This is a genomic window from Kitasatospora sp. NPDC001527 (genome assembly GCF_040298605.1).
In the GTDB taxonomy this organism is placed as follows: domain Bacteria; phylum Actinomycetota; class Actinomycetes; order Streptomycetales; family Streptomycetaceae; genus Kitasatospora.
In genome coordinates this window covers 127815-152388 of record NZ_JBEPAM010000014.1, presented here as the reverse complement: position 1 = coordinate 152388, position 24574 = coordinate 127815, and the positions used below count along the sequence as shown (strand labels likewise).

Below are 24574 nucleotides of genomic sequence, written 5' to 3'. Positions count from 1 at the left end.
CCGACGAACGCCGCGAAGGACAGGCCGAGCACGCCGCCCATGCCACCGGTGGCCACGTTGCCGGGCGCGAACGAGGAGAGCGAGAGGCCGTGCGCCGGGCGGCAGCCGTCCTCGCCGCACCGGGCCGCGTGAACGGCGTTCGGCCGGGACCTGCCGTTGGCCGACCCCGCCGTCGCTCCGCCCGTACGGCCGGGAGCCCGTCGCCCGAACCGAGGGCGAACCGTACGGGCACTCCGCCGCCGCTCCCGAAGGCGGCCTCGACACCTGACCGAACGTCGCCCCGGCCGCCACGGCGACGTCCACCGGCGGGCGCCGTCAACCCCGGTGATGCCGATCCGCCTTCCCGCCACCCCCGCCGTTCGGCCGGGTCGTGCCATACCCCGGAGGGCCGCCGGGGCCGCTCCGGAGGACGACGCGGATGACCCCAACATGTGCGAACTTGGCCTCAGGGGCCCGGAGTTCGGGCCCGGGGAGGGATCACCGTGAACGTCACCCGCACCACCCCTGCCACCTCTGCCACCCGCGCCGTGCGGCTCGCCGCCGCCGCGCTGGCCGGCGCCACCGTCCTCGCGCTCGCCCCGACGGCGGCCGTGGCGGCCGACGGCGGGAGCGCTCCCGCCACCGCGTCGGCCGGCGCCGCCGCGCGGGTCGACCTGAGCCCCGAGCTGCGGGCCATCGTCGAGCGCGGCTCCTCGACGGCCGCGCTCGGCGAGGCGCGCGAGAACGGCCGCCGGGTCTGGCGCGACGCCGCCGGGGTCAACGACCTCGACTCGCCGCGACCGCCGCGCGCCGACGGCCGGTTCCGGATCGGCAGCGTCACCAAGACCTTCGTCTCCACGGTCGTGCTGCAGCTCGTCGACGAGGGGAAGCTCCGGCTGGACGACCCGGTGGAGCGCTACCTGCCGGGCGTCGTCCCGAACGGCGGCACGATCACCCTGCGCCAACTGCTCAACCACACCAGCGGCTTGTACGACTACCTGGAGGACCCGCGCTTCCTCTACCAGGACGAGGCCAGCCTGCGCAGCTACCTCGCCGACCGCCGCTGGACGACCTGGAGCCCGGCGCAGCTGATCGAGGTCGGCGTGCACGGGACGCCGTACTTCCCGCCCGGGCAGGGCTGGCACTACTCGAACACCAACTACGTCCTCATCGGCGAGGTGGTCCGCAAGGTCACCGGGCACAACTGGCGCAGCGAGGTGGACCAACGGATCGTCAAGCCGCTGCACCTCGACAACACGGTGTTCGCGGGCGCCCGGCCGGGCATACCCGGCCCGCACGCGCACGGGTACGCCAAGCTGCCGGAGGGCCTGGCCGACCTCACACTGATCAATCCGAGCTTCGGCGACGCGGCCGGCGACGGCATCTCCACCACCGCCGACCTCAACCGCTTCCACGCCGCCCTGTTCGGCGGCAGGCTGCTGTCGGCGGCCCGGTTCGCGGAGATGACCACGGCCGTCCCGGCGCCGATGATCGGCGCGCACTACGGGCTGGGCCTGATCCGGTACGACCTGCCCTGCGGCGAGGTCTGGGGCCACACCGGCGGGATACCGGGCTACAACACGGTGTGGCTCGGGCCGAAGGACGGCACCCGGCAGTTCTCGCTCTCCTTCACCCTCTCGCAGGGGGCCGAGACCGAGGAGACCTTCACCACGCTGAACGCCTTCATCGTGAACGCGTCCTGCGGCTCCGGCACGCCCGGCGCCACGGGCGCCACGGCGAACTCGGCCTTCACCTTCGTGCGTTGAGCGACCCGCCGGACGGCGGGGAGGGTGCGGTGTCAAGCCCGGTGACGCCGATTGGCCTGCGTGCCACCCCCGCCGTTCGGCCGGGTCCCGGGATACCGGCGGTGGACCGCGGGGGCCCACGAGGCCGTCCGGAGGACGACGCGGGGCAGGTGGGGCGGGTGCGAGTCTGAGCGGCGAGGGCCCGACGCACGGGCCGGGGAGGCTGGTTCACCATGGCGTTCGTTCAGGCTCACGCACCGCGCAGACTCGGCCGGTTGGGCGTGCGGCTGGCCGCCGTCGCACTGGCCGGGGCGACGGTCGTCACGCTCGCCCCGGCGGCGGCGATGGCGGCCGCGCCCGCCACGCCCACCGCGCCCGCGCGGAGCGAGGACCGCAAGGGCGGCGTCGACGCCCAGGCCGAGCTGCAGGCGTTCATCGCGGACGGCTCCTCGACGGCCGCGTTCGCCGAGGTCCGGCAGGACGGCCGCCGGATCTGGCGCGGCGCGGCCGGCACGGCCGACCTGACCACCGGGCAGCCGGTCAGGCCGGACGGCCGGTTCCGGATCGGCAGCGTCACCAAGACCTTCGTGTCCACGGTCGCGCTCCAACTGGTCGCCGAGGGCAAGCTGCGGCTGGACGACCCGGTGGAGCGCTACCTGCCGGGCGTCGTCCCGAACGGCGGGGCGATCAGCGTGCGCCAACTGCTCAACCACACCAGCGGGTTGTTCGACTACCTGGAGGACCCGCAGTTCTTCTACCGGGACGAGGCGAGCCTGCGCGACTGGGTCCACGGGGCGAGCCGCTGGCAGGACTACCGGCCGGAGCAGCTGATCGCCGTCGGCTTCGCCCACCCGCCGTACTTCGCGCCGGGCGAGGGCTGGAAGTACTCGAACACCAACTACGTCCTCGCCGGGATGCTGATCAGGAAACTGACCGGGAACAGCTGGCAGCGCGAGGTCGAGCGCCGGATCGTCAAACCGCTGCACCTCGACGACACGGTGTTCCCCCGCTCCGAGACCGGCGTGCGCGGCCCGCACACCCACGCCTACGCCAAGCTGGCGGAGGGTCCGGCGGACATCACCCGGCTCAACCCGTCCGTCGCCGACGCGGCGGGCAACGGCATCTCCACCACCGCCGACCTCAACCGCTTCCACGCCGCCCTGTTCGGCGGCAAGCTGCTGCGGCCGGCCGAGCAGGCCGAGCTCAAGCGGACGGTGCCGACCGGATCGGGCCACTCGTTCTACGGACTCGGCGTGGCCCAGGCCGACTTCGGCTGCGGCCCGCTGTGGGGCCACGACGGCGGCATCCCGGGCTGGGGCACCCTGCTGTTCGGCACGGCGGACGGGAAGCGGCAGGTCGCGCTGTCGTACAACCCGTACGAGGGCACGGACCCGTCGGGCCTCGACGCGGCGGTCGTCGACGTGGCGATCAAGACCCTGTGCGGCACCTCGGCCCCGGCGGGGGCGGACGCGCGCGCCGGGCTCTCGGCGCTGCGGAACCCGAGCGCGGTGGGCGCCGCGCGCTGAGCGCCCTCCAGGGCCGGCGCCGACCGCACGTCGGCGCCGGCCCTCTGCGGACGGTCCGTCAACCCTGGTTCCGCCAAGGGGTGGTAACAGCGTTTCTCCATGGTTACGCTGTTACCCATGAACACGATCTACCAGGCCGCGTTACAGCGCGGCCAGGAATCGGCCCGCGCCGCCGTCCTCGACTGCGCGATCGGCCTCCTCATCGCCGACGGCCCCGCCGCACTGACCATGCGGCGGGTCGCCGCCGAGATCGGCGCGTCGACGAAGGTCCTCTACACCATGTTCGGCGCCAAGGAAGGGCTCGCCGACGCCCTGTACCGGGAAGGCTTCGCCCGGCTGCGCCGCGCCCAGGAGCAGACCCGGCTCACCGACGACCCGCTGACCCACCTCAACGACCTCGGCGCCGCGTACCGGCAGCACGCCCTGGCCGAACCCGCCTACTACCGCGTCATGTTCGAGCAGGCCATCCCCGGCTACCGTCCGAGCGCCGAATCCCTCGCCTCCGCCGAGACCGCGTTCGAGACCTCCGTGGCCGCCGTCGGAGCGTGCATCACCGCCGGTGTCTTCCGCCCCGGCGACCCGTACGAGATCTCCAAGCTGCTCTGGGCCGCCGCACACGGCGCGGTCAGCCTCGAACTCGCCGGCCACTTCCCGCCCGACACCGCGGACCGCCGCTTCACGGCGCTGATGGCGGCGGTCGGCCGGGCCTTCCTCGCCGACGCCCCCGGGCCGGACGGAGGACCGACCGCATGACCGCCCCCGCACGCACCAACCGCTACCTGTCGGGCAGCTTCGCCCCCGTTACCGAGGAGGTCACCGCCCACGACCTCCCCGTCACCGGCCGGATACCCGCCCACCTCAGCGGCCGCTACCTGCGCATCGGCCCCAACCCGCTCGGCGTCGAGGACCCGGCCGCGCACATCTGGACGCTCGGCGAGGGCATGGTGCACGGCGTCCGCATCCGCGACGGCCGCGCCGAGTGGTACCGCAACCGCTGGGTCCGGTCCGCCTCCGTCGCCGACTGGCTCGGTGAGCCGCGCCGCGGCGCCCCCGTCGACGAGCGCATGGACTTCGCGCCGAACGTGCAGGTCGCCGGGCTGGACGGCCGCACCTTCGCGCTCATCGAGGGCGGGCTGAAGCCGTACGAGCTGACGTACGAGCTGGACACGGTGGGCGCCTGCGACCTCGGCGGGACGCCCGAGGGCTACACCGCCAACGCGCACTCCGTGTTCGATCCGCGCGCCCGTGAACTGCACTCGGTGGCCTTCCGCTACGGCGCCGAGGCCGTGCAGCACATCGTCATGGACGACACCGGTACCGTCCGCCGCGTCACGACCGTTCCCACGCCGGGCAGCCCGTACATGCACGACTTCGCGCTGACCGAGGACTACGTCGTCCTCTACGACGCGCCCGTGGTCTTCAGCGCCGCGCACCTGGGCACCGGCGTGCCGTTCGTCTGGGACGACGGCCACCGGGCCCGGGTGGGCGTGATGTCCCGGGAGGGCGGCGAGGTGCGGTGGTTCGAGGTCGCGCCGGGCCTCGTCGGCCACACCCTCAACGCCCACCAGCGCGGGGCGGAGGTCGTCGTGGACATCGTCCGCCACCCCGAGGGCTTCGCGATCCGGGACTTCGGCACCAGCCGCCCGACCCTGGACCGCTGGACGGTCGACCTCACGGCCGGCCGGGTGCGGGAGGAACGCCTCGACGACCGCATCCAGGAGTTCCCCCGGCTCAACCCCCGGCACACCGGGCAGCCGTACCGGTACGGCTACGCCGCCGCCGTCGAGCTGTACGCGCCGCCCGCCGGGCCCGAGGACAACCGGCCGGACGAGGGCTTCAGCAGTGCGCTGCTGAAGCACGACCTGCTGCGCGGCACCACCGAGGCGCACGAGTTCGGGCGGTTCGGGGCCGTGGGCGAGGGGGTGTTCGTGGCCGCCGAGCACCCGACCGCGGAGGACGACGGCTATGTGATGGCCTACGTCCACGATCCGGAGCGCGGCGCCGCCGACCTGGTGATCCTCGCCGCCCAGGACTTCACCGGCGAACCGGTCGCCCGCATCCACCTGCCGGCGCGGGTACCGCTCGGCCTGCACGGCAACTGGGTGCCGGACGATAGGTCAGGCACGCACTAGCGTCCACTCGGTAGCGATGCGGCTGGACGTGAGGGTGTGCTTTCCGTCCTCCTCGACCGCGTTCGCCAGCGTGATGTGACACTTCTTCGGGCCGACGACGTCGATGTGTACCTGGTATCCGGCATCCGTCTCCCAGGAAGCCTCCCAGGTGCCGTTCGTGATCTCCCAAAGGTCGCCGGTCGCAGGAACGCCAAGGCGACGGCTGGGATGGCGTACTTCGCGGCGCTTTCCACGGCGGGACCGCAGCAGCACGGTGATCGCCGAAGCCAGGCTGCGCTCACAGGAGGAGCGACGACCCGCCGATCGGCAGATGGACGGCGGCAGTTCGGCACCGAGACGATGATCGGGCCGGGGCCGTCGCCATCCTCGCCCACCCCTGCGGCGGCGATGGCGGGGCAACGTCCCCGGCACTGGCGTCCGACCTGACCGACCGGGCAGCCGGTCAGGTCGGACGCGCCCGCCCGCCGGGCCTACTCGGGTATGCGGTGATCGCGGTCGCGTTGGCGCTCGTGGAGGAAGTCCGAGCGGAGCCGGCAGACGGCGCCGACGACGGCCGCCGTGATGATGAGCGCCAGGAGGCCGAGCACGGTCACGCGGCGGCGTCGAGCTCGAACCAGACCAGCTTGCCGCGCTTCTGGGGTTCGGCGCCCCAGCGGTGGGTGAGGCCCTGGACGAGCTGGAGCCCCCGGCCGGACTCGGCGAGCCCGGCCGGGGTGAGAGGGACGGGGAGGTCGGAGGAGTCGTCGCCGACCGAGACGCGGAGCGTCCGGTCGAGGATGCGGACGACGACGACCGGCGCGATCGTCCGGCCGTGGCGCCAGGCGTTGACGATGAGCTCGACGAGGGCGAGTTCGGCGTCCGCGACGGCGTCGGGGAGGAAGCCGGCGAGGTCCATGGACGACCGGAGGGTCTCTCGGGCGACGGTGAGGGAGGGGGTGTTGCGGTTACACATGGGGACACTCCCAGCGGTGTAGGTGGGGGCGCACCGGAGGGAGGCATGAGGGTGCCAACTGCCCGGTTGAGGGAGATTGATGACAATCCGTCCGGTGAGCGGTGCGTCACAGACTGTAGAGCATCAAGCGGTACATGTACCACCGGAGTCGGTATTTGTACCGCCAATCGCGGCTGGACTCGTGCAACGCTCACGGTGGATGCTTGGGCGCATGCCACCTACCCCAAGTGCACGAAGGCAGCGGGTCGGCATCGAGCTACGGAAGATGCGAGATGCCGCCGGCACGACCACCGCCGAGGCCTCCACGGTCCTCGGCGTGGACCGCACAAAGATCACGCTGATCGAGCAGGCCCTCTACGCGGTGACACCGGAGAGAGTCACCGCGCTTGCCCGCAAGTACGGCGAGACCGACGATGCGTTCGTCTCGGCGCTCGCGACGATGGCGGGTGATCGCTCCAAGGGGTGGTGGGAGGAATACCGGGGAGCCGTACCGCTCGGATTCCTCGACCTTGCCGAGCAGGAGTACTACGCAAAGGCGATGCAGTCCTATCAGATCTGCCATCCGCCGGGCCCCATGCAGTCCGAGCGGTACAGCAGGGCAATCTTCCGGAATGCCCAAACTCCACTGACTCCGCGCATAGTCGAAACGCGCGTTGAGCATCGCATGCGCCGGGCCGATATCCTGATGTCAGAAGGCGCGGCGCCCTATACCGCGATCGTGCACGAGGCCGCGCTCCGCATGCAGTTCGGCGGACGCGAGGTGCTGCGGGAACAGCTGAACTGGATGCTGGAACTGTCGGAGCGTTCGCACATCACGCTTCGCGTCATCAGCTTCGACTCCGGGGGCTTCATGGGATCCGGGCAAGCCCTGATCTACATGAACGGCCCGGTTCCGCGCCTCGACACCGTGCAGTACGACACTGTCGAAGGTCCGACGTTCCTGCACACGACGGAGCATCTGGAGAAGTACCGCGGACTCATGAAGGTGATGACCGAACGGTCGCTCTCCGTGGACGGTTCTCGCGACCTGATTTCAAAGATCAAGAAGGAGCTCTGATGGAGGAACTCTCGTGGGCACGACCGTCGTCGTGCGCGAACGCCAACAACTGCCCGGAGGTGGCCATCACCGATGACGGCGTCTATGTCCGGAGCAGTCTCCACCCCTCCTCCATAGCCCGGCTGACCGTCACGGAATGGCGTGACCTCGTGGCCGGCATCCAGATCGGCGAATTCAACGCCTGACGCTGATCTTCCAACCGCGCCCTTCGCTGAGCAGCGAAGGGCGCGGCCCGGGTTCAGTTAGCACGCCGGCATGCTCTGGCCTCCACAGCCCTTTTCCGCCGCCACCATGCCGCATCTCCCTGTCCCGCCACCGGTGCTTCTCCGGTCTCCGTTGTGTGTGTCGGATCGACGCGGTCCCTTGGACTGCTCGGACCGGGGCGACTACTCGTCGGCCTTGCTCAGCGCCTTCTCGGCTTCCTCCACGGCGCCGCATGCCCGGTATGCCGCTGCCGAGGCCTCTCGCATGGCCCGCACCTCGGCGGCGGGCCGCTGGGCGGCGAGGAGGGTGTCGGCGAGTTCGTCGGATGCCGCGCCCAGCCGATGCCGGTCGTCCAGGTTCTCGAACAAGCCGACGGCCCGCTCGCCGGCGTCAATCGCCTCGACCATCGCCCCTCGACTCCGCAGTGTGGTGCCGAGGTTGTTCCAGGCGATGGCTTCCCGGTGATGGTCGCCGAGGTCCTGGTGCCGGGTCAGAGCGGTGCGATGGGCCGCCTCGGCCTCCTCGAATCGCCGCAACGCCTGCAGCACGACGCCGAGGTTGTTCCAGGCGGTGGCTTCCCGGTGATGGTCGCCGAGGTCCTGATGGCGGGTCAGAGCGGTGCGATGGGCCGCCTCGGCCTCCTCGAATCGCCGCAACGCCTGCAGCACGACGCCGAGATCATCCCAGGCGACGGCTTCGCCGTGGTGGTCGCCGAGAGCCTGGTACTGGGAGAGGGTGGTGCGGTGGGCCGCCTCGGCCTCCTCGAATCGCCGCAACGCCCAGAGCACGTTGCCGATGTTGCTCCGCGCAGTGGCTTCCCCTTGGTGGTCGCCAAGGCTCTGGTGCTGGGTAAGAGCGGTGCGATGGGCCGCCTCGGCCTCCTCGAATCGCCGCAAGGCCTGCAGTGCGAGACCGAGCTCGATCCACGCGCTGGCCTCCCCGCGAGGGTCACGGCTGTCGTGTGCTGCGGCCAGAGCGATTCTGGCGATGTCCAGGTGGTCGTCGAGGCGGCGACGCAGGTTGAGGTAGAAGCTGAGGTGGGAGGTGAGGTGTTGGGCGGTTTCGTAGCGACCTGCGGCGTGGGCGGTATGGACGGCGGCGACAAGGTTGGCGCGCTCGGCGGCCAGCCATGCCAGCGCCTCTGCCCGGCCGCTGAATTGCTGTCCCACGCCGACACCGTGCTCGACCGGATTCACGCGTGCCTCCGCCTCGTGGGTGGTGAAGGTGTAGTGGTCCAGGAGGCGTTGCAGAGCAGTGGCGGTGTGGGCGGGGTGTCGAGCGGCTTGTTCGCCGGCGTAGGCGCGCACCAGGTCGTGCATGTGCCAGCGCCCGGTGTCGGGGTCCTGGCGGATCAAGCTGGCCTTGGAGAGTGCGACGAGACGGGCCCGGACGTCCCTGAGCTTGCTGATGCTGGTGACCGCAGCGGCCGTCTCGGTGGACAGGTCCGGTCCCGGGTTGACCGCGAGGAGGCGGAACAACTCGGCGTGGGGCAGGGACAGCCGCTTATAGGAACGTTCCAGCACGGCGCGTACGGCCCGTGGGCCGTCCTCCAGCACGTCGAGGCGCTCGCCCAGGTCATGCATGTCGTCGGCGAGCCGACTCGGCTTCAGCCCCTTCTCGGCGACCAGCTGGGCGGCGGCGATCTGCAAGGCGAGCGGCAGGTGGCCGCACAGTTCGGCGACCCGGGCCGCGCCGTCGGGGTCGTCGACGATCCGCCGGTCCTTGGGCAAGGTGCGGCGCAGGGCGGCGGCCATGAGGGCGACGGACTGTTCGGGGTCAAGCACGTCCAGGTCCACCAGCCGGGCACCGAGTGCGGCGGTGAAGTCGTCGCGGGAGGTCACCAGCAGCCGGTGCGGACCGGCACCGGGGACGAGGTGCCGCACCTGTTCGGCGGCGTTGGCGTTGTCGGCGAGGACGAGGACGCGTTCCCCGGCCTGCTCCCGCACGGCCAGTTGGGCGCGATAGTAGGCGGCACGCTGGTCGGCCCCCGGCGGGATCCGCTCGGGATCGGTTCCCAGGGCGCGCAGGGCGGCATCGAGAACCTGGTCGGCGTCGAGAGTGGTGTCGTCGTAGCCGTGCAGGTCCAGGAACAGCACCCCACTGAACAGGCCCCGCTCGATCGCCGCGTGGGCGACGGCGAGGGCCAGGGTGGTCTTGCCCATCCCGCCCATGCCCAGCACCGACGCCACCACCACCGGCTCCGGGTCGGCAACCGGACGCAGCAGGTCGAGTAGTTCCTCCAACTCCTCGCTCCGGCCGGTGAAGCCCGCCGGGACGGCTGGAGGAGGAGCCAACGCCGACTGCACGGCAGCGGGCAGCGGCGCGTGGTGGTGCTCGTGGACATGGATGTCCCGGCCGGCCTGGTGGATCCTTCCGGTGCCGTCGGCCCGCAGCTCGGTGTGCTCGACAGTGCTCTGCTCACCGAGTGCGGCATGGGCGATGTCACCACCCGCACCGACCGCGCCCTCCCCGGAGGCCGCGACCTCCCGCCCGGTGACCGGCTGCCCGGCGCGCGGCTTCTTCCAGGGCAGTTCACGCGTCACGAGCGCCGCCCGCTCAGGTCGATGCCGACGATGTCCCCGCCGGCGGCGATCGAGCCGGGCCCGGTGGCGCGCACCTCACGCTTGTCGACCCCGTCCACGACCCCGCCCCCGGGAGCAGCGCCGGCCGCGGTGATGCTGCCGGCCGCGGCGATGCCGCCCTCCGCGGCCCGCACCCGCACCTCCCGCACGTTCCCGCCCGGCGCGGCAGGCCCCGCGGACCGCCGCAGTGCGAGCAGGGTCAGCGGAACGCCGGCCAGCGCGACGACCGCACCGGTCACGCTCGCGATCTTGTCCGCGCCCTCCAGCTCCCCCAGCACCGCGACGGCCACCAGGCCGACCCCCGCCGCCCCGCAGACCGCGGCCACGGTCCACCACATCCACCGGCGCACCCGCGCCACCCCCAACTCCCGAGCTCGGGCATTCCTTGTGACCGAATATCATTCCATCCCCGAGACCGCAGGTCGGCATCCTCGAACTTCCCTGGAACCACCTCCGCCCTGCGGACACCAGTTCTGCGTGGAGTCCTCCTTGTCCAGTAAGCAGACGCAGGCCGGCGAGCGGCAGCTCTTCGCCGAGCTCTACGATCAGCACGCTCGCACGGTCTTCGCGCACGCGTACAGATCCACCGGGGACCGCGACCTCGCGGACGACATCGTCTCCCTCACCTTCCTCGAAGCCTGGCGGCTCCGTAGGAAGCTCCGCGACGAGGTCCTGCACCCCCGCGCCTGGCTGCTGGCCATCGCCACCAACGTGCTCCGCAACACCGCCCGCACCGCGCGCCGGCACCGGGACGCGATGTCCCGGCTGCCCCGGCGCGACCCGATCCCCGACTTCGCCGACGAGGTCGTCAGCCGGATCACCGACGCCGGCACGGCCGCGGCCGCCGTGCGCGCGCTCGACCAGCTCGGCGGTCCGGAGCGCGAGGTGTTCACGCTCGTCGTCTGGTCCGGGCTCGGCTACGCCGAGGCCGCCCAGGCCCTGGGCATACCCGTCGGCACCGTCCGCTCCCGGCTCTCGCGCGTCCGGGACAAGCTCCGCCGGATCGTGGACGCCGAGGATCCGCCCGCACCACGCCGGGCCTCCTCGGTCGCCCCGGCTCCCTCCGGCCTCGCCATCAGCCATCAGCCCGTGGGCCACCACCAGGAAAGGCGGCCATGAGCAACACACGCACCGACCACTCCGAGTGGAACGAGCACAGCGAGCGCCGTGAACTCGCCCGGCTGCTCCCCCCGCCGCCCCACCCGGAACCCTCCCCCTCGCAGCTCGCCGCCCGCCGTGACGTCCTCCTCGCCGAGTTCGCCCGGCCGCGCCCCTTCTCCGCCCTCACCGCCCGCTGGCGCGGCCTGGCCGTGGTGGCCGCCGTCGCCACCGCCGCCGCCATCACGGCCGTCACCCTCGCCCCCGACACCTCCTCCTCGCAGGACCCGCCGCCGCCCGCCACCGCCGCCTCCGTCGAACTCCTCGACCGGATCGCCAAGGTCGCCTACAGCCAGCCCCAGCGCCCCGCCCGGGACGACCAGTTCACCTATCTGCGGACGGTCTCCCACACCACCACGCTCTCCGAGGCCTCCGACGGCGCCATGGCGCCCGCCCCCATCACCGCCACCACCGAGCGCTGGACCGCCGTGGACGGCAGCCGCGCCGGCCTCCAGCGCCGCGACGGCGCCGACGCCCAGCTCCCCGCCGTCGCCCACGGCGGCTCGCTGAACTCCCCCACCTACCGTCTGCTGGCCAATCTGCCGACCGATCCCGACACCCTGCTGAAGCTGATCTACACCGACGCCCGGCCGAACCACGGTCCCGGTTCGGCGTCGACCGCCGGAGCGGACCACGAGGCCTTCGTCACCATCGGGGACCTCCTGCGCGACTCGGTCGTCCCGCCCCAGGTGGGCTCGGCGCTCTACCGCGCCGCCGCCCGCATCCCCGGGGTGGTGGCCGTGGACGACGCGGTCGACGCCACCGGACGGCGCGGGGTGGCGGTGGCCCGGGTGAACGACGGCCGACGCTTCGAGTGGATCTTCGACCGGGCGACGCTGCGGCTGCTCGGCACCCGCACCGTCCTGCTCCAGGACGGCCCGTGGGGCAGGACGGGCGAGGACGTGGCGTCCACCGCCGTCCTCGCCCAGGGCATCGTCGGCGCCCCCGGCGAGGCGGCGCCCGCGGAGGCCGCAGAATCAAGCCATTGAGCCAATTCGGTCAGCCATTGACCGGTCCTTGTCGGAACTATTGTGCGAACGGCTGATCCGGCGTTGGGTCGTGGCAGCACAGTCCTGCCACGACTCATCAGGGGAGAAGTTGACCGTGCGTTCCTTCCGCATGCTCGCCGTCGCCACCGCGGCCGCCGGCGCGCTCGCGCTGGCGGCCCCGGCGGCCACGGCCACACCCGCGCCGTCCGCACCGGCGGCCCCGTCCGCCGACGCCCAGCAGCCCGCCGGCTCGACGAAGGCAACGCCGTCCAAGCCGGTGATCGCCACCTACAAGGGCCGGCAGATCGACCTGGCCAAGGGCTGGGACGGCGCCCGCGTCTGCACCGAGGTGACGGGCGGCGCCGTCTACTGCCACGACAGCGTCGCCGAGGCCGACGCGGCGCTCGCCACCATCGACCCGGCGCTCGCCCGGGCCACGAAGGCCGCGAAGGCGGCCGCCCCGGCCGCGGCCGCCAACGTCGTGCTGTCGCCGCAGGCGACCTCCGACTGCGGCTCCGGCTGGGCCTGCCTCTGGGAACACGCCAACTACTCCGGCTCCCTGCTGCGCTGGTCGCAGCCGGGCACCAAGTACCTCTCCGACTGGTCGTTCCGCGACATGGCCAGCTCCGCCTGCGTGTTCCGCTCCGGCGGCGACCTGACGGTCTACGACGACCGCACCCTGCAGCCGGACCCCTCGGTCTACCTGTGGAACGGCAACTGCTACGACTTCACGGGCCTGAGCTACCCGTACGGCGGCAACTGGAACGACAAGGCGGACTACATCGTCCTGTAGCCGCCCCGCCCGGTGCCCGCGCCGACGCCCGAAGGCCGGCCCCCTCCCCGGGGTGCCGGCCTTCGTCGCGTTCTCCCGCCGGTGTCACACCGCCAGCTCGGCGATGTCCTCCTTCGGGGCCTCCGGGGCCTCGGTGGCACCCACCTTCTTGTTCCGCAGCACCACCGCCGCCAGCAGGGCCGCCGCCAGGACGCCCGCCGCGCTCACCGTGAGGGTGGTGGACATCGCCGAGGTGAACGCCTCCCGGGCCGCGTGGGCCAGACCCGCGTCGCCCTTGGCCCCGGCCTCGGCCAGCGCGCCGACGATCGACTGCTTCGCCTCCTCGGAGGAGCCGGCCGGCATCTCGTCGGCGTAGCCGCTGGCCAGCAGCGAGCCGAGGATCGCGATGCCGAGCGCGGTGCCCGCCTGCTGGATGGTGTCGTTCAGGGCCGAGCCGACGCCCGCCTTCTCCGGCGGGATCTCGCCCATCAGCGCGCCGACGGCGGCCGGCATCGCGAGGCCGGCGCCCAGGCCGAGCAGGGCCAGCGCCACCGCCGGGACGGTGAAGCCGGTGTCCGCGTCGACCGTGCTGAGCAGGACGAACGAACCGGCCATCAGCCCCATGCCGACCAGGACCAGCGGCCGGAAGCCGACCTTGGCCGTCAGACCGGCGCCGGCACCGTTGCCGATCAGCGCGGCGACCGCCATCGGCACGAAGGCCAGGCCCGCCTTGAGCGGTGAGTAGTCCAGCACGAACTGCAGGTACTGGGTGAGGACGAGCAGCAGACCGCCGTTGCCGATCTGGACCAGGGTCAGCGAGAGCGAGCCGCCGCTGAAGTTGCGCTTCTTGAACAGCACCAGCGGCACCATCGGCTCCGCCACCACGTTCTGCCAGATCACGAAGCCGCCGAGCGCGACGACCGCCACCACCAGGGTGATCAGCGAGGTGCCGCCGAACGCGCCGTGCTTCGGGATCTCGATGATCCACCAGATCAGCGCGGTCATGCCGACCGCCGAGAGGACCGCGCCCAGCGGGTCCGGCTTCTGCCACGGCCCCTTGGACTCGGGCATCAGGACCAGCGCGGCGGTGATCGCCAGCACCACCACCGGCACGTTGATGAAGAAGATCGAGTGCCAGGAGAAGTGGTCGATCAGCACGCCGCCGAGCACCGGGCTGCCGACCAGGCCGAGCATCGAGACCGAGCCCCAGGCCGCCATGGCCTTGCCGCGCTCGTCCTCCTCGAAGACGGTGATGAGGATCGACAGGGTCGAGGGCATGATCAGCGCGCCGCCGACGCCCATCGCCACCCGGCTCGCGATGACCTCACCGGGGTTGCTGCAGACCGTCGCCGCCAGCGAGGCCGCTCCGAAGAGCAGCAGGCCGATGATCATGATCTTCCGCCGGCCGAACCGGTCGCCGAGACTTCCGGAGGTCAGCAGCAGTCCGGCGAAGACCAGGATGTAGGAGTCGAGGATCCACTGCGTGTCCTGTGCGGTGGCCTTCAGGTCCTCGGTCATCGACGGCACCGCCACGGTCAGCGCCATGCTGTCGACCACCAGGACCAGCGTGCTGAGGCACAGCACGATCAGGATCCACCAGCGCCGCGGGTTACGGCCTTCCATGATTTTTTCCCCTCCGAAGTACGACGATGCGTACGATGTTCCGTCGATGCGCACACTGTACGCAGTGCGGAACAGTGTGCGCAATCCTGTTTCCTGTACGCTTCCTGCGAACGGTGTACGCAGGGATGTTCTGAGACCGCTTCACGCGAGGAGGACCGGCCGATGGCCGCCAAGACGAACCCGATCCCGTCCGTGTGGGCCCGCCGGCAGCGCGAGCCCGAGTCACCCGCGCTCAGCCGGGAGGCGATCGTCCGGGAGGCGATCGCCATGCTCGACGCCGACGGGGTCGAGGCGCTCTCGATGCGCAAGCTCGGCGCCCGCCTCAACGCCGGCGCGACCTCCCTCTACCGGCACGTCGCCACCAAGGACGAGCTGATCGAACTCGCGCTGGACGAGGCCTTCGGCGAGATCCCCGTCCCGGACCCCCGCGCCGCCGACTGGCGGGCCGACGTCACCGCGACCTGCGAGGCCTTCCGGGCCACCACGCTGCGCCACCGCTGGCTGGGATCCGTCATCGGCCAGGCCGGACTCGTCTACCTGGGTCCCAACCTGGTCACCGTCTCCGAGCGGATGGCCGCGCTGTTCGCGGCCGCCGGCTTCCCGGAGCCCTCGCGGGCCATCGACACGGTGCTCTCCTACGTGCTCGGGATGAGCACCACCGAGGCCGCCTTCCTCACCACCGTGATCCGCAGCGGGCAGACCGAGGCCGAGTTCGTCGCCGACCTGATGCCCTCCGCCCAGGAGGCGGTGGCCGGGCACGAGTTCCTGTCCGACGCCTTCGCCGACGCCGCGGCCAACGCCGTCGTGAACCCGGCCGCCCTGCGGGACGAGAAGTTCGCCTACGGCCTGAACGTCATCCTCGACGGCCTGGCCCTGCGGCTTCCCCGCCGGGAGGAGCCGGCGGCCTGAACAAGCCGGCGGCCTGAACGGCCCTGCGGCCTGAACAGCTCCGAACAGCCCGGCCGTCCGGTCGTTCAGGCCCGCGGCCGCCGCCCGTCCCTGCGGCGGCCGCGGACCCCGCGCCCCCTGCCGTCAGCGCTTGGCCGGACGGCGGAAGGTGGCGCGGGCCCAGAGGTACCCGGCGGCGGTGAGGGCCGCGCACCAGGCGAGCGAGACGATCCCGCTCGACCCGATGGCGGTGCCCATCAGCAGCCCCCGCAGGGTTTCGATGAGGGGCGTGAACGGCTGGTACTCCGCGAACCAGCGCAGGGCGGTGGGCATCGACTCCGGCGGCACGATCGCGCTGCCGACGAAGGGCAGGAACTGCAGCGGCAGCGGCAGGTTGCTGGCGCTCTCCGGCGTCTTGGCGACCAGGCCTATGCCGGCCGACAGCCAGGTCAGCGCGAACGTCACGAAGAGCAGCAGCCCGGCCGCCGCCACCCACTCCAGCGGACCTGCGTCGGGGCGAAAGCCCATCGCGAAGGCGGCCGCGACCACGATCAGCAGACCCAGCACGGTCTGGATCACGCTGCCCAGCACGTGCCCGGTGAGGAAGGCCGAGCGCGCGATCGCCATCGTCCGGAACCGGTTGACGATGCCCTCGGTCATGTCGACGCAGACCCCGACCGCCGTCACCAGCGAGCCGGCGGTCGCCGCCATCAGCACGATGCCGGGCGTCACGTAGTCGATGTAGTCGCCGCCCCCGATGCCCGCGCCCAGGGTGTCGCCGTAGGCGTAGTTGAAGAGCAGCAGGATCATCACCGGCATCAGCACGACCGAGAAGGTCATCGCCGGATAGCGCTGCGCGTGCCTGAGGTTGCGCCGCAGCATCGTCAGCGAGTCGGTGACGGCGTAGGACACGGTGCTCATCGGGCGGCCCCCTCCGCGGTCAGGGTCAGGAAGACGTCGTCGAGGTCGGGTGTGTGGACGGTGAGCGACTCGGCCCGGACGGCCGCGTTGTCGAGGACGTCGAGGACGGCCTTCACCGTGACGACCGAGTTGTCGCCGGGGATCGACAGGGTGAGCGCCTCGGCGTCCGCGCCGGCGTAGTCGAACAGCGCGGCGGCCGCGGCGAGCTCGGCGGGGCGGGCGAAGTGGAGCCGGAGGTGACCGCCCGGGATGCGCCGCTTGAGCTCCTCGGCCGTGCCCTCGGCGACGATCCGGCCGCCGTCCAGCAGGGCGATCCGATCGGCCAGGTGGTCGGCCTCCTCCAGGTACTGGGTGGTCAGGAAGACGGTGACGCCCTGCTCCTGGACCAGCCCCTCGATCAGCTCCCACATGGTGCGCCGGCTGCGCGGGTCCAGCCCGGTGGTCGGCTCGTCGAGGAAGATCACCCGGGGGTCACCGACCAGGGTCATGGCGAGGTCGAGCTTGCGCCGCATGCCGCCGGAGAAGGTGCTCGCGGGCTTCGCGGCGAACCCGGTCAGCTCGAAGCGCCGCAACAGCTCCGCCGCCCGCCGCCGCCCCTCCCGGCGGGCGAGGTGGTGCAGGTCCGCCATCAGCAGGAGGTTCTCCTCCGCCGTGAGCAGGTCGTCCACCGCCGAGAACTGCCCGGTGACGCCGATCGCGGCGCGCACCCGGTCGGCCTCCCGGACCACGTCGTGGCCGGCCACCCGGACGGACCCCGCGTCGGCCGGGACGAGGGTGGAGAGGATCTCCACCGCGGTGGTCTTGCCGGCGCCGTTCGGCCCGAGCAGCGCGAAGACGGTGCCCTCGGGGACCCTCAGGTCGATGCCGTCGAGCACGGTCCGCCCGCCGTAGGCCTTGGTCAGCCCGACGGCCGAGATGGCCGTGTCCGGCCCGAGCGTGCTGGTGATGGTCATGTGGTCACTCCCCCTGTCCGTGGTCGGCCGCGGCCGGTCAGGCGCGCCGGATCACGACGTCGCCGAGCTGGGTCCGGGCCCGCACCTCGAGCCGCTCCAGGGCCTCGCCCGGCGCCCCCGAGGCCTCCAGCTCGTTGCGGACGCCGCCGACCTTGGTGTGCACGTCGAGCCAGGCGGCGGTGCCCTCCGGGATGCCGATCTCCAGATCCCCGATGGAGGTCTGCAGCACGGTGCGGCCGCGGACCACCTCGCCGATCCGGATGGTGCCGTGGGCGGACTTGGCGTCCACCCCGGCCAGCGCGGTGCCGACGGTGATGGCGCCGTTGGAGGAGTTGGCCCGCAGCTCGCCGCCGACCTGCCCGACGACCGTCTCGCCGTTGAGGTTCTTGACCGTCAGGGAGCCCGCGACGCTGGTGAGCTCGATCCGCCCGGAGGACTGCACCTCGGCGTCCCCGTCGGCCCGCCGCAGCCGGACCTCCCCGTGGTCGCTGCGCAGGTGGACGGTGGCCGCCTCGTCGACCTGGATCCGGCCGACCGAGGTCTTCAGCCGGCAGTCGCCGAAGACGCCCTCCAGCAGGAAGTCGCCCATCGGGACGTCGCCGCGGACCTCGGAGCCGGCCGGCACCTCGATCTCGACGTCGATCGATCCCGGACGGCCGAAGATCGACCGCTTCTTCGGAGCCTTGAGCACCAGCGCGCCGTTGACGCAGGTGACCTTGGTCTGCTCGGCGATCCGGACGTCCGTCTCGGAGGCCGGGTCGGCCGGACGGACCTCGACGACCGTGTCGGTGCGCTTGGCCGCGGTGATCCGCACCGAGCCGATGTCGAACTCCAGGGTGACGCTGATCGGGTTGGGGGTGTCGAAAGAAGGCATGACTGTCCCGTCCTCGTGGCTCTGCCCTGCGTCGCCGCAGGTGGAAAGGGGTGGAGTAGGCAGGTGGGCGGATGGTCGGGTGGAACGGGCGGGCGGACTAGCGGACCCAGCCGGTGAACCCCTGGCCGAGGGCGCGCCTGGCCCGCGGCTCGGGCCGCACGGGTGCGCCCGGGTCCAGCGCGGCGGAGACGGCCCGGACCAGCCAGGCGTTGACCGAGAGCCCTTCCTGGCCGGCGGCCTCCTCGACCCGGGCCTTGAGGTGGGCGGGGAGCCGGAAGTTGATCCGGGCGGTGTTGCCGTCGTCGGCCCCCTCGCCCGGGCCGGCGGCCGGGACGGCGGACGCCGCCGACGGTGCCACCGGTGGTGCCGGTGGTGCCATCGCGGCACCGACCGGCTCGGTGTCGTGGAACGCGTCGGCGCCCGGCGGCACCGAGACCACGAACTCCGGGTCCAGCCCGCGCAGCCGGACGTCCACCGAACCCGGCGCCAGCTCCCGCGTCACCTCCCCCATGGCATCGGAGAGCGCGTTCAGCAGCGTGAGTCTGGCGGCCGCTTCCAACGGCAGGGTCAGGCGCTCGGCCAGGGCGCGTGCCTCGTCCCCGCCCGCGCCCGCGGCCACCGCGAGCTCGTGCCGGAGGTTGTCGACGTACGGCGTGAGATCCATGGCTAGAGAATGGCACACCCGTGGCGCCATGTCGAGCCTTTTTGGCACCACACCGTGGCGCCATCCAGGCGAAGACGTGGCACCGGAGACGCCAAAGGCCCCGCCGACGCACGCCGACGGGGCCCCGAGGAGCGGAAGGCCGCAGGTCAGACCTGGCGCCACCGCGCCAGGTGGGCGTCGATCTCGCCCGCCAGCCGCGCCTTGCCCGGGGCGTCGAGGAAGGACGCCTCCACCGCGTTCTTCGCCAGCGCCGCCACCCCGGCCTCGTCCAGGCCGAGCAGCCGGGCCGCCACCGCGTACTCGGTGTTGAGGTCGGTGCCGAACATCGGCGGGTCGTCGCTGTTGACGGTCACCAGCAGCCCGGCGTCGACCATCCGCTTGATCGGGTGGTCCTCGATCCGCTCCACCGCGCGGGTGGCGATGTTGGAGGTCGGGCAGACCTCCAGCGGGATCCGGTGCTCGCCCAGGTGGTCGAGCAGCGCCGGGTCGTCGACCGCCCGGGTGCCGTGGCCGATGCGCTCGGCACCGAGCACCCGCAGCGCGTCCCAGACCGTCTGCGGCCCGGTGGTCTCGCCCGCGTGCGGGACGCTGCGCAGGCCGGCCGCCCGCGCCCGGTCGAAGTAGGGCTTGAACTGCGGGCGCGGCACGCCGATCTCCGGGCCGCCGAGGCCGAAGCTGACCAGGCCCTCGGGCGCGAGGTCGACGGCGAGCCGCGCGGTCTCCTCGGCCGCCGCCAGCCCGGCCTCGCCCGGGATGTCGAAGCACCAGCGGAGCACCACCCCGAGCTCCTTCTCGGCGCGCACCCGGGCGTCCTCGATGGCCTCCATGAAGGCGACGTCGGGGATGCCCCGGCTGACCGAGGAGTAGGGGGTGACGGTCAGCTCGGCGTAGCGGATGTTCTGCCGGGCCATGTCCTCGGCGACGCCGTAGGTCAGGGCGCGGACGTCCTCGGGGTCGCGGACGAGGTCCACGACGCTCAGGTAGACCTCGATGAAGTGCGCGAAGTCGGTGAAGGTGAAGTACTCGGCCAGGGCCTGCGGGTCGGCGGGCACCCTGGCCCGGCCCTCGTGGCGCGCGGCCAGCTCGGCGACCACGCGCGGCGAGGCCGATCCGACGTGGTGGACGTGCAGCTCCGCCTTGGGCATCGCGGCGATGAACGCCTCGATGGAGCGGTCCGCGGGGCCCGCGGGGGTGCTGGCGCTGGGGGTTCCGATCCGACTTCCGTCCGGCTGGACCACGGTGGGTGCCCTTCTCTGAGGTCTACGCGCGTTTGAGCGGTGCTGGCAAGGATAAGCAGACCGGGCTCAGCCGCCGAGCGCGACCGCCACGGTGTGGATCAGCAGCCCGGCGAGCGCGCCGACCACCGTGCCGTTGATCCGGATGAACTGGAGGTCCCGGCCGACGTTGGCCTCGATCTTGCGCGAGGCGTCCTCGGCGTCCCAGCCCGCCACCGTCTCGGAGATCAGCGAGGTGATCTCGGTCCGGTAGGTGTCGACCAGGTACTGGGCGGCGTCCTGGAGCCAGCCGTCCACCTTGGCCTGCAGCTTCGTGTCGGTGGCCAGGCGCGAGCCGAAGCCGCGCACGCCCTCGCGGATGCGCCGGCGAAGCTCGCTCTCCTCGTCCTCGGCGGCGTTCAGCACCAGCGACCGGACGGCGGCCCAGGTGGAGGCGATGAGGTCCTGCACCTCCGGCCGGGCGAGCAGTTCGCCCTTGGCCCGCTCGACCCGGGCGATGGTCTCCGGGTCGGTCTGCAGCTCGGTGGCGAAATCGGCGAGGAACTTGTCGACCGCGCCGCGCGCCGGGTGCCGCGGGTCGTCCCGGATGTCGGTGACGAACCGCATCAGCTCCTTGTAGACCCGCTCGCCGACCTGGTGGTCGATGAACTTGGGGGTCCAGCCGGGGGTCTTCTGGGTGACCCGCTCGACCACCTCGGCGTGGTTGTCGGTCAGCCAGTCGTGCGCCCGCACCGCGATCAGGTCGACCACCCCGTGGTGGCCGCCGTCCGCGACCACCTTGCCGAGCATCCGGCCGGCCGGCTCGGCGACCGAGGTGGCGGCGGCCCGCCGGGTGACCGCCTCGGCGACGACCGCCTGCACGTCGTCGTCGCGCAGCACGGCGAGCACCCCGCGCAGCGCCGCCGAGGCCTCCTTGGTGACCCGCTCGGCGCTGCCCGGCGCGGCCAGCCACTCGCCGAGCCGCCGGGCGATGCCGAGCGCGGCGAGCCGGCCGCGCACCACGTGGCCGGAGAGGAAGTTCTCCCCGACGAAGTCGCCGAGCGAGCGGCCGAAGGCGTCCTTCTTGGTGGGGATGATGGCGGTGTGCGGGATGGGCAGGCCGAACGGGCGGCGGAACAGCGCCGTCACCGCGAACCAGTCGGCCAGCGCGCCGACCATGCCGGCCTCGGCGGCGGCGGCCAGGTAGCCGGCCCAGGCCCCGGCGCCGGCCGCCTTCGCCCAGGTGGCCAGGACGAAGACCAGGGTCGCGAAGGCCAGCAGGCCGGTCGCGATGGTCTTCATCCGGCGGACGCCGCGTCTCTTCTCCTCGTCGGCCGCGGTGAACCGCATCCCGGGGCCGGTCCCGCTGAAGGCTTCGTCGCTCACCCCGCCAGTCTGCCCGCTGCCCGGCGCGAACGGACGGCGCTCCCGGGTATCGCGCGCCGGTCCGGTGTCACACCCGCCCCACACGGCACCCGCGCGAGCCCGGGCGGAAGGCGAACGAACGGGGCGCGCCGCAGCCGTCACGCGCCCCCGAGCACCATCCTGCGCACCCCGGCCACGCCCGCCCACCGGGCCGGATCGGTGCACCGCCGCCCGTCCAGCAGCACCCGCACGCCCGGCAGGTCGGCCGGCGCCAGCTCCCGGTACTCCGGGTGGTCCGCCTGGAGCACCGCCGCCGCCACCGGCTCGCCGCCCCACGCGGGCAGGCCCAGTGCCGCCAGCTCCCCCGCCGGGTACAGCGGGTCGGCCACGTACGGCCGGGCCCCGGCCGTACGCAGCGCCTCGACCAGCGGGAACACGCCCGAGTACGCGGTCTCCTTGACCCCGCCCCGGTACGCGGCGCCCAGCACCAGCACGCCCTGCCCGGCGAGCCCGCCGTCCAGCGCGCCGTCCAGCACGCCGACCGCGTACGCCGGCATCTCCAGATTGGCCGCCCGGGCCGCGCGGACCACCGTCGCCGCGGGGTCGTTCCAGAGGTAGAGCCGCGGGTAGACGGGGATGCAGTGGCCGCCGACCGCGACGCCCGGCCGGTGCAGATGGCTGAACGGCTGCGAGTTGCAGGCGTCCGCGACGGCCGCGAAGTCCACCCCGATCCGGTCCGCGTACCGGGCGAACTGGTTGGCCAGCGCGATGTTGACGTCCCGGTAGGTGGTCTCGGCGAGCTTGGCGAACTCGGCGGCCTCGGCGGACTCCAGCTCCCAGACGCCGTTGGGCCGGCCCTGGGCGTCCAGCTCCGGGCGCGGGTCGAAGTCCAGCACCGCCCGGTAGAACTCGGCGCCGCGCCGGGTGGCGGCCGGGTCGATCCCGCCGACCAGCTTGGGGTAGCGGCGCAGGTCGGCGAAGACCCGGCCGGTGCGGACCCGTTCGGGGCTGAAGACCAGCGCGAAGTCCCGGCCGGGGGCGAGCCCGGAGCCGGCCGCCAGCCGCGGCGCCCAGCGGCCCCGGGTGACGCCGACCGGCAGGGTGGTCTCGTAGCTGATCAGCGTGCCCCGGCGCAGCCCGGCCGCGACGGCGTCGGTGGCGGCGTCGAGCAGGGTGAAGTCGGGGGCGCCGTCGGCGGTGGTGACCAGCGGGACCACCAGGACGACGGCCTCGGCCCCGGCGACGGCGGCCGCGGTGTCGGTGGTGGCGCGCAGCCGCCCGTCGGCGACCACCCGCTTGAGCGCCTCCTCCAGCCCGGCCTCCCGGGGGAACGGCGGCCGGCCGTCGTTGACGGCCTCGACGACCGGCGGGGCGACGTCGGCGCCGGTGACCCGGTGGCCCTTGGCGGCGAACTGGACGGCGAGCGGCAGGCCGAGCTTGCCGAGGCCGACCACGCAGATGTCGAGCGGGTTCACCGGCTGCCCCCGTTCGCCCCGGGTCCCACGGAACCGGGCCCCACGGAACCCGACGCCGCGGAACCGGGCCCCGCGGAACCGGACCCCGCGGCACCCGACCCCGCCACCGCGTTCGCCAGCCGGCGCCAGGCCGGGTAGCGGCGCAGCCGCCGACGCACCCCGACGGGCACCGCGCCTCGCCACAACTGCTGCACCAGCCTCGGCGGCGGCGCGGCCACCCCGTCGGACTCCACGAACGCCACGGACGCCACGGACGCCACCGCCTCCTCCCCCAGCAGGAACAGCTCGTCCGCCAGGCCCACCTCGGCGTCCCGGAACGCCGGGTAGCCCGCGTACCGCCGCCGCATCCCGTCCGCCCCGTCCTCCGTCACCTCCGCGGGCGCGCCGTGCTCGGCCTCCCAGGCGATCAGCTCGCCCAGGGCCCGGTACCGCCCGGTGGCCGCCAGCTCCAGCCGCACCCGGTCCGCGGCGGCGAGCCGGTGGTACACCTCGTGCGCCGCGAACCGCCGGACGAGTTCGCCGACCCCGGCGCACACCTCCTCCCGCAGCGGCGGGTCGAGGTCCAGGAGGCCGGCCCGGAGCAGCTGCGGCACCTCCCAGCCGAAGTGCCGCGCCTTGATCGCGTCCAGCTGCCCGCCCGGCGCGGCCAGCTCGGCGGCCACCCACTGCACCGCCGCGACGCCGCGGATCCGGTCCAGCGCCCCGGCCCGCTGGGTGACGTTGCCGCGGTCCTCGCGCAGCACCAGGAAGTAGTGGTCGTAGTCGGCGAGCACCGAGATCCGGCGGGCCCTCAGCAGGGCGGCGAGGGTGAAGGGCTGGTCGGAGTAGACCTTCAGATCCTCGTTGCGGGCCAGGTTGTGCCGCCGGATCAGCTCCAGCCGGAACAGCTTGGTGTCGGCGAGCGCCCAGGCCAGCGCGGAGTCCTCGAAGCCGACCGAGGCGGCGGTGGCCCCGAAGATGCCCTGCGGGACCTGCCGCCCGTTCACCCCGACCTGCTTGGGGATCAGCACGTCCGACTCCCAGGTGTCGGCGGAGGTCACCATCCGTTCCAGCGCCTCGTCGCCGAGCCAGTCGTCGGCGCCGAGGAAGAGCACGTACCGGCCGCGGGCCAGCGCCAGGCCCCGGTTGGTGGGGGCGGCCGGGCCGCCGGAGTTGGCCTGGTGGACGACCTGGAACAGTCCGGGGTGGCGGGCCGCGTAGGTGTCGAGCAGGGCGCCGCCGCCGTCCGTGGAGCCGTCGTCGACCGCGACCACCTCCATGCGCGCGTGCCCGATGCTCTGCCGGACCAGCGAGTCCAGGCAGGCGGTCAGGTACGGCATGGTGTTGTAGACCGCGATCACCACGGTCACGTCGGGTACGGTCATCGGGCGCTGCCCTCCGGTGCACGGGTCGCCAGGACGGTGCCCGGCGCCGCGCCGCCCGCGAAGCGGGGCGGGCGGCGCGGCGCCGGGCGATGCAACGGTCAACTAGGCGGCCCGGCGCGGGGTCACGTTCGCCACCC

23 protein-coding genes are annotated in these 24574 nt (G+C 73.0%); 10 read left to right on the top strand and 13 right to left on the bottom strand.

Annotation, left to right across the window (positions count from 1 at the left end; translation table 11 throughout):
• Positions 1 to 482 precede the first annotated feature (482 nt).
• From ABT238_RS17000 to ABT238_RS16985, 4 genes are all read left to right on the top strand, one after another.
• Positions 483 to 1745 (top strand): serine hydrolase domain-containing protein, encoded by a 1263-nt coding sequence (locus ABT238_RS17000; RefSeq protein ID WP_350761362.1) that lies wholly within the window; start codon positions 483 to 485, stop codon positions 1743 to 1745.
• Between the two features lie 212 nt (positions 1746 to 1957).
• Positions 1958 to 3250, top strand: coding sequence for a serine hydrolase domain-containing protein (locus tag ABT238_RS16995; RefSeq protein WP_350761353.1), 1293 nt, complete (start codon positions 1958 to 1960; stop codon positions 3248 to 3250).
• A 117-nt stretch (positions 3251 to 3367) separates the two neighbouring features.
• Complete coding sequence (locus ABT238_RS16990; RefSeq protein WP_350761342.1) at positions 3368 to 4003, top strand: TetR/AcrR family transcriptional regulator; 636 nt, start codon at positions 3368 to 3370, stop codon at positions 4001 to 4003.
• Complete coding sequence (locus ABT238_RS16985; RefSeq protein WP_350761323.1) at positions 4000 to 5382, top strand: carotenoid oxygenase family protein; 1383 nt, start codon at positions 4000 to 4002, stop codon at positions 5380 to 5382. Before ABT238_RS16990 ends, ABT238_RS16985 begins: the two co-directional genes overlap by 4 nt.
• Here ABT238_RS16985 and ABT238_RS16980 read toward each other — a convergent pair.
• Together ABT238_RS16980 and ABT238_RS16975 are read right to left on the bottom strand one after the other, a co-directional pair.
• On the bottom strand, positions 5368 to 5634 hold the full coding sequence (locus ABT238_RS16980; RefSeq protein ID WP_350761316.1) for a hypothetical protein: 267 nt from the start codon (positions 5632 to 5634) through the stop codon (positions 5368 to 5370). The two genes, ABT238_RS16985 and ABT238_RS16980, sit on opposite strands and share 15 nt — an antisense overlap.
• Before the next feature lie 337 nt (positions 5635 to 5971).
• Positions 5972 to 6334 carry an ATP-binding protein gene (locus ABT238_RS16975; RefSeq protein ID WP_350761305.1) on the bottom strand — a complete coding sequence of 121 codons (363 nt, stop codon included), beginning with the start codon at positions 6332 to 6334 and terminating at the stop codon, positions 5972 to 5974.
• Positions 6335 to 6413: 79 nt separating this feature from the next.
• On the opposite strand from ABT238_RS16975, the gene ABT238_RS16970 reads away from it, so the two are divergent.
• Positions 6414 to 7391, top strand: coding sequence for a helix-turn-helix domain-containing protein (locus ABT238_RS16970; RefSeq protein ID WP_350564234.1), 978 nt, complete (start codon positions 6414 to 6416; stop codon positions 7389 to 7391).
• Positions 7391 to 7576 (top strand): DUF397 domain-containing protein, encoded by a 186-nt coding sequence (locus tag ABT238_RS16965; protein WP_350564232.1) that lies wholly within the window; start codon positions 7391 to 7393, stop codon positions 7574 to 7576. Before ABT238_RS16970 ends, ABT238_RS16965 begins: the two co-directional genes overlap by 1 nt.
• Positions 7577 to 7777: 201 nt before the next feature.
• Here ABT238_RS16965 and ABT238_RS16960 read toward each other — a convergent pair whose 3' ends face one another.
• Together ABT238_RS16960 and ABT238_RS16955 are read right to left on the bottom strand one after the other, a co-directional pair.
• Positions 7778 to 10138 (bottom strand): ATP-binding protein, encoded by a 2361-nt coding sequence (locus ABT238_RS16960; RefSeq protein WP_350761283.1) that lies wholly within the window; start codon positions 10136 to 10138, stop codon positions 7778 to 7780.
• A complete protein-coding gene (locus ABT238_RS16955) occupies positions 10135 to 10515 on the bottom strand; it encodes a hypothetical protein (RefSeq protein ID WP_350761270.1) in 381 nt (126 codons plus the stop codon). The genes ABT238_RS16960 and ABT238_RS16955 overlap by 4 nt, the downstream gene beginning before the upstream one ends.
• 151 nt (positions 10516 to 10666) lie before the next feature.
• On the opposite strand from ABT238_RS16955, the gene ABT238_RS16950 reads away from it, so the two are divergent.
• The 3 genes from ABT238_RS16950 (at position 10667) to ABT238_RS16940 (ending at position 13117) form a co-directional block, all read left to right on the top strand.
• Entirely contained in the window at positions 10667 to 11296 is a 630-nt protein-coding gene (locus ABT238_RS16950; protein ID WP_350564227.1) for an RNA polymerase sigma factor, read from the top strand.
• Positions 11293 to 12324, top strand: coding sequence for a CU044_5270 family protein (locus tag ABT238_RS16945; RefSeq protein WP_350564225.1), 1032 nt, complete (start codon positions 11293 to 11295; stop codon positions 12322 to 12324). Before ABT238_RS16950 ends, ABT238_RS16945 begins: the two co-directional genes overlap by 4 nt.
• A gap of 115 nt (positions 12325 to 12439) precedes the next feature.
• Positions 12440 to 13117: a peptidase inhibitor family I36 protein gene (locus ABT238_RS16940; protein ID WP_350761247.1), complete on the top strand. Its 678-nt coding sequence runs from the start codon at positions 12440 to 12442 to the stop codon at positions 13115 to 13117.
• Between the two features lie 84 nt (positions 13118 to 13201).
• On the opposite strand, the gene ABT238_RS16935 is transcribed toward ABT238_RS16940, so the two are convergent.
• Positions 13202 to 14719 (bottom strand): MFS transporter, encoded by a 1518-nt coding sequence (locus ABT238_RS16935; RefSeq protein ID WP_350564221.1) that lies wholly within the window; start codon positions 14717 to 14719, stop codon positions 13202 to 13204.
• Positions 14720 to 14881: 162 nt separating this feature from the next.
• Between ABT238_RS16935 and ABT238_RS16930 the strand changes: the two genes are divergently transcribed.
• Positions 14882 to 15628, top strand: a complete 747-nt coding sequence (locus ABT238_RS16930; RefSeq protein WP_350564219.1) for a TetR/AcrR family transcriptional regulator — start codon at positions 14882 to 14884, stop codon at positions 15626 to 15628.
• A gap of 123 nt (positions 15629 to 15751) precedes the next feature.
• On the opposite strand, the gene ABT238_RS16925 is transcribed toward ABT238_RS16930, so the two are convergent.
• The 8 genes from ABT238_RS16925 to ABT238_RS16890 all read right to left on the bottom strand — a co-directional run bounded on the left by ABT238_RS16925 (position 15752) and on the right by ABT238_RS16890 (position 24437).
• Complete coding sequence (locus tag ABT238_RS16925) at positions 15752 to 16528, bottom strand: ABC transporter permease (RefSeq protein WP_350564217.1); 777 nt, start codon at positions 16526 to 16528, stop codon at positions 15752 to 15754.
• Positions 16525 to 17481 carry an ATP-binding cassette domain-containing protein gene (locus ABT238_RS16920; RefSeq protein WP_350564215.1) on the bottom strand — a complete coding sequence of 319 codons (957 nt, stop codon included), beginning with the start codon at positions 17479 to 17481 and terminating at the stop codon, positions 16525 to 16527. Before ABT238_RS16920 ends, ABT238_RS16925 begins: the two co-directional genes overlap by 4 nt.
• Before the next feature lie 37 nt (positions 17482 to 17518).
• The gene (locus ABT238_RS16915; RefSeq protein WP_350564213.1) at positions 17519 to 18355 is read right to left on the bottom strand and encodes a DUF4097 family beta strand repeat-containing protein; all 837 of its coding nucleotides are present in this window, start codon (positions 18353 to 18355) and stop codon (positions 17519 to 17521) included.
• 97 nt (positions 18356 to 18452) lie between these two features.
• Positions 18453 to 19019: a hypothetical protein gene (locus tag ABT238_RS16910; protein WP_350761195.1), complete on the bottom strand. Its 567-nt coding sequence runs from the start codon at positions 19017 to 19019 to the stop codon at positions 18453 to 18455.
• Positions 19020 to 19165: 146 nt separating this feature from the next.
• Entirely contained in the window at positions 19166 to 20233 is a 1068-nt protein-coding gene (locus tag ABT238_RS16905) for an adenosine deaminase (RefSeq protein WP_350564259.1), read from the bottom strand.
• A gap of 90 nt (positions 20234 to 20323) precedes the next feature.
• The gene (locus tag ABT238_RS16900; RefSeq protein ID WP_502884226.1) at positions 20324 to 21703 is read right to left on the bottom strand and encodes a DUF445 domain-containing protein; all 1380 of its coding nucleotides are present in this window, start codon (positions 21701 to 21703) and stop codon (positions 20324 to 20326) included.
• A gap of 53 nt (positions 21704 to 21756) precedes the next feature.
• Positions 21757 to 23073, bottom strand: coding sequence for a nucleotide sugar dehydrogenase (locus tag ABT238_RS16895; protein WP_350761189.1), 1317 nt, complete (start codon positions 23071 to 23073; stop codon positions 21757 to 21759).
• Positions 23070 to 24437 carry a glycosyltransferase family 2 protein gene (locus tag ABT238_RS16890; RefSeq protein WP_350761169.1) on the bottom strand — a complete coding sequence of 456 codons (1368 nt, stop codon included), beginning with the start codon at positions 24435 to 24437 and terminating at the stop codon, positions 23070 to 23072. The genes ABT238_RS16895 and ABT238_RS16890 overlap by 4 nt, the downstream gene beginning before the upstream one ends.
• Between the last annotated feature and the right edge of the window lie 137 nt (positions 24438 to 24574).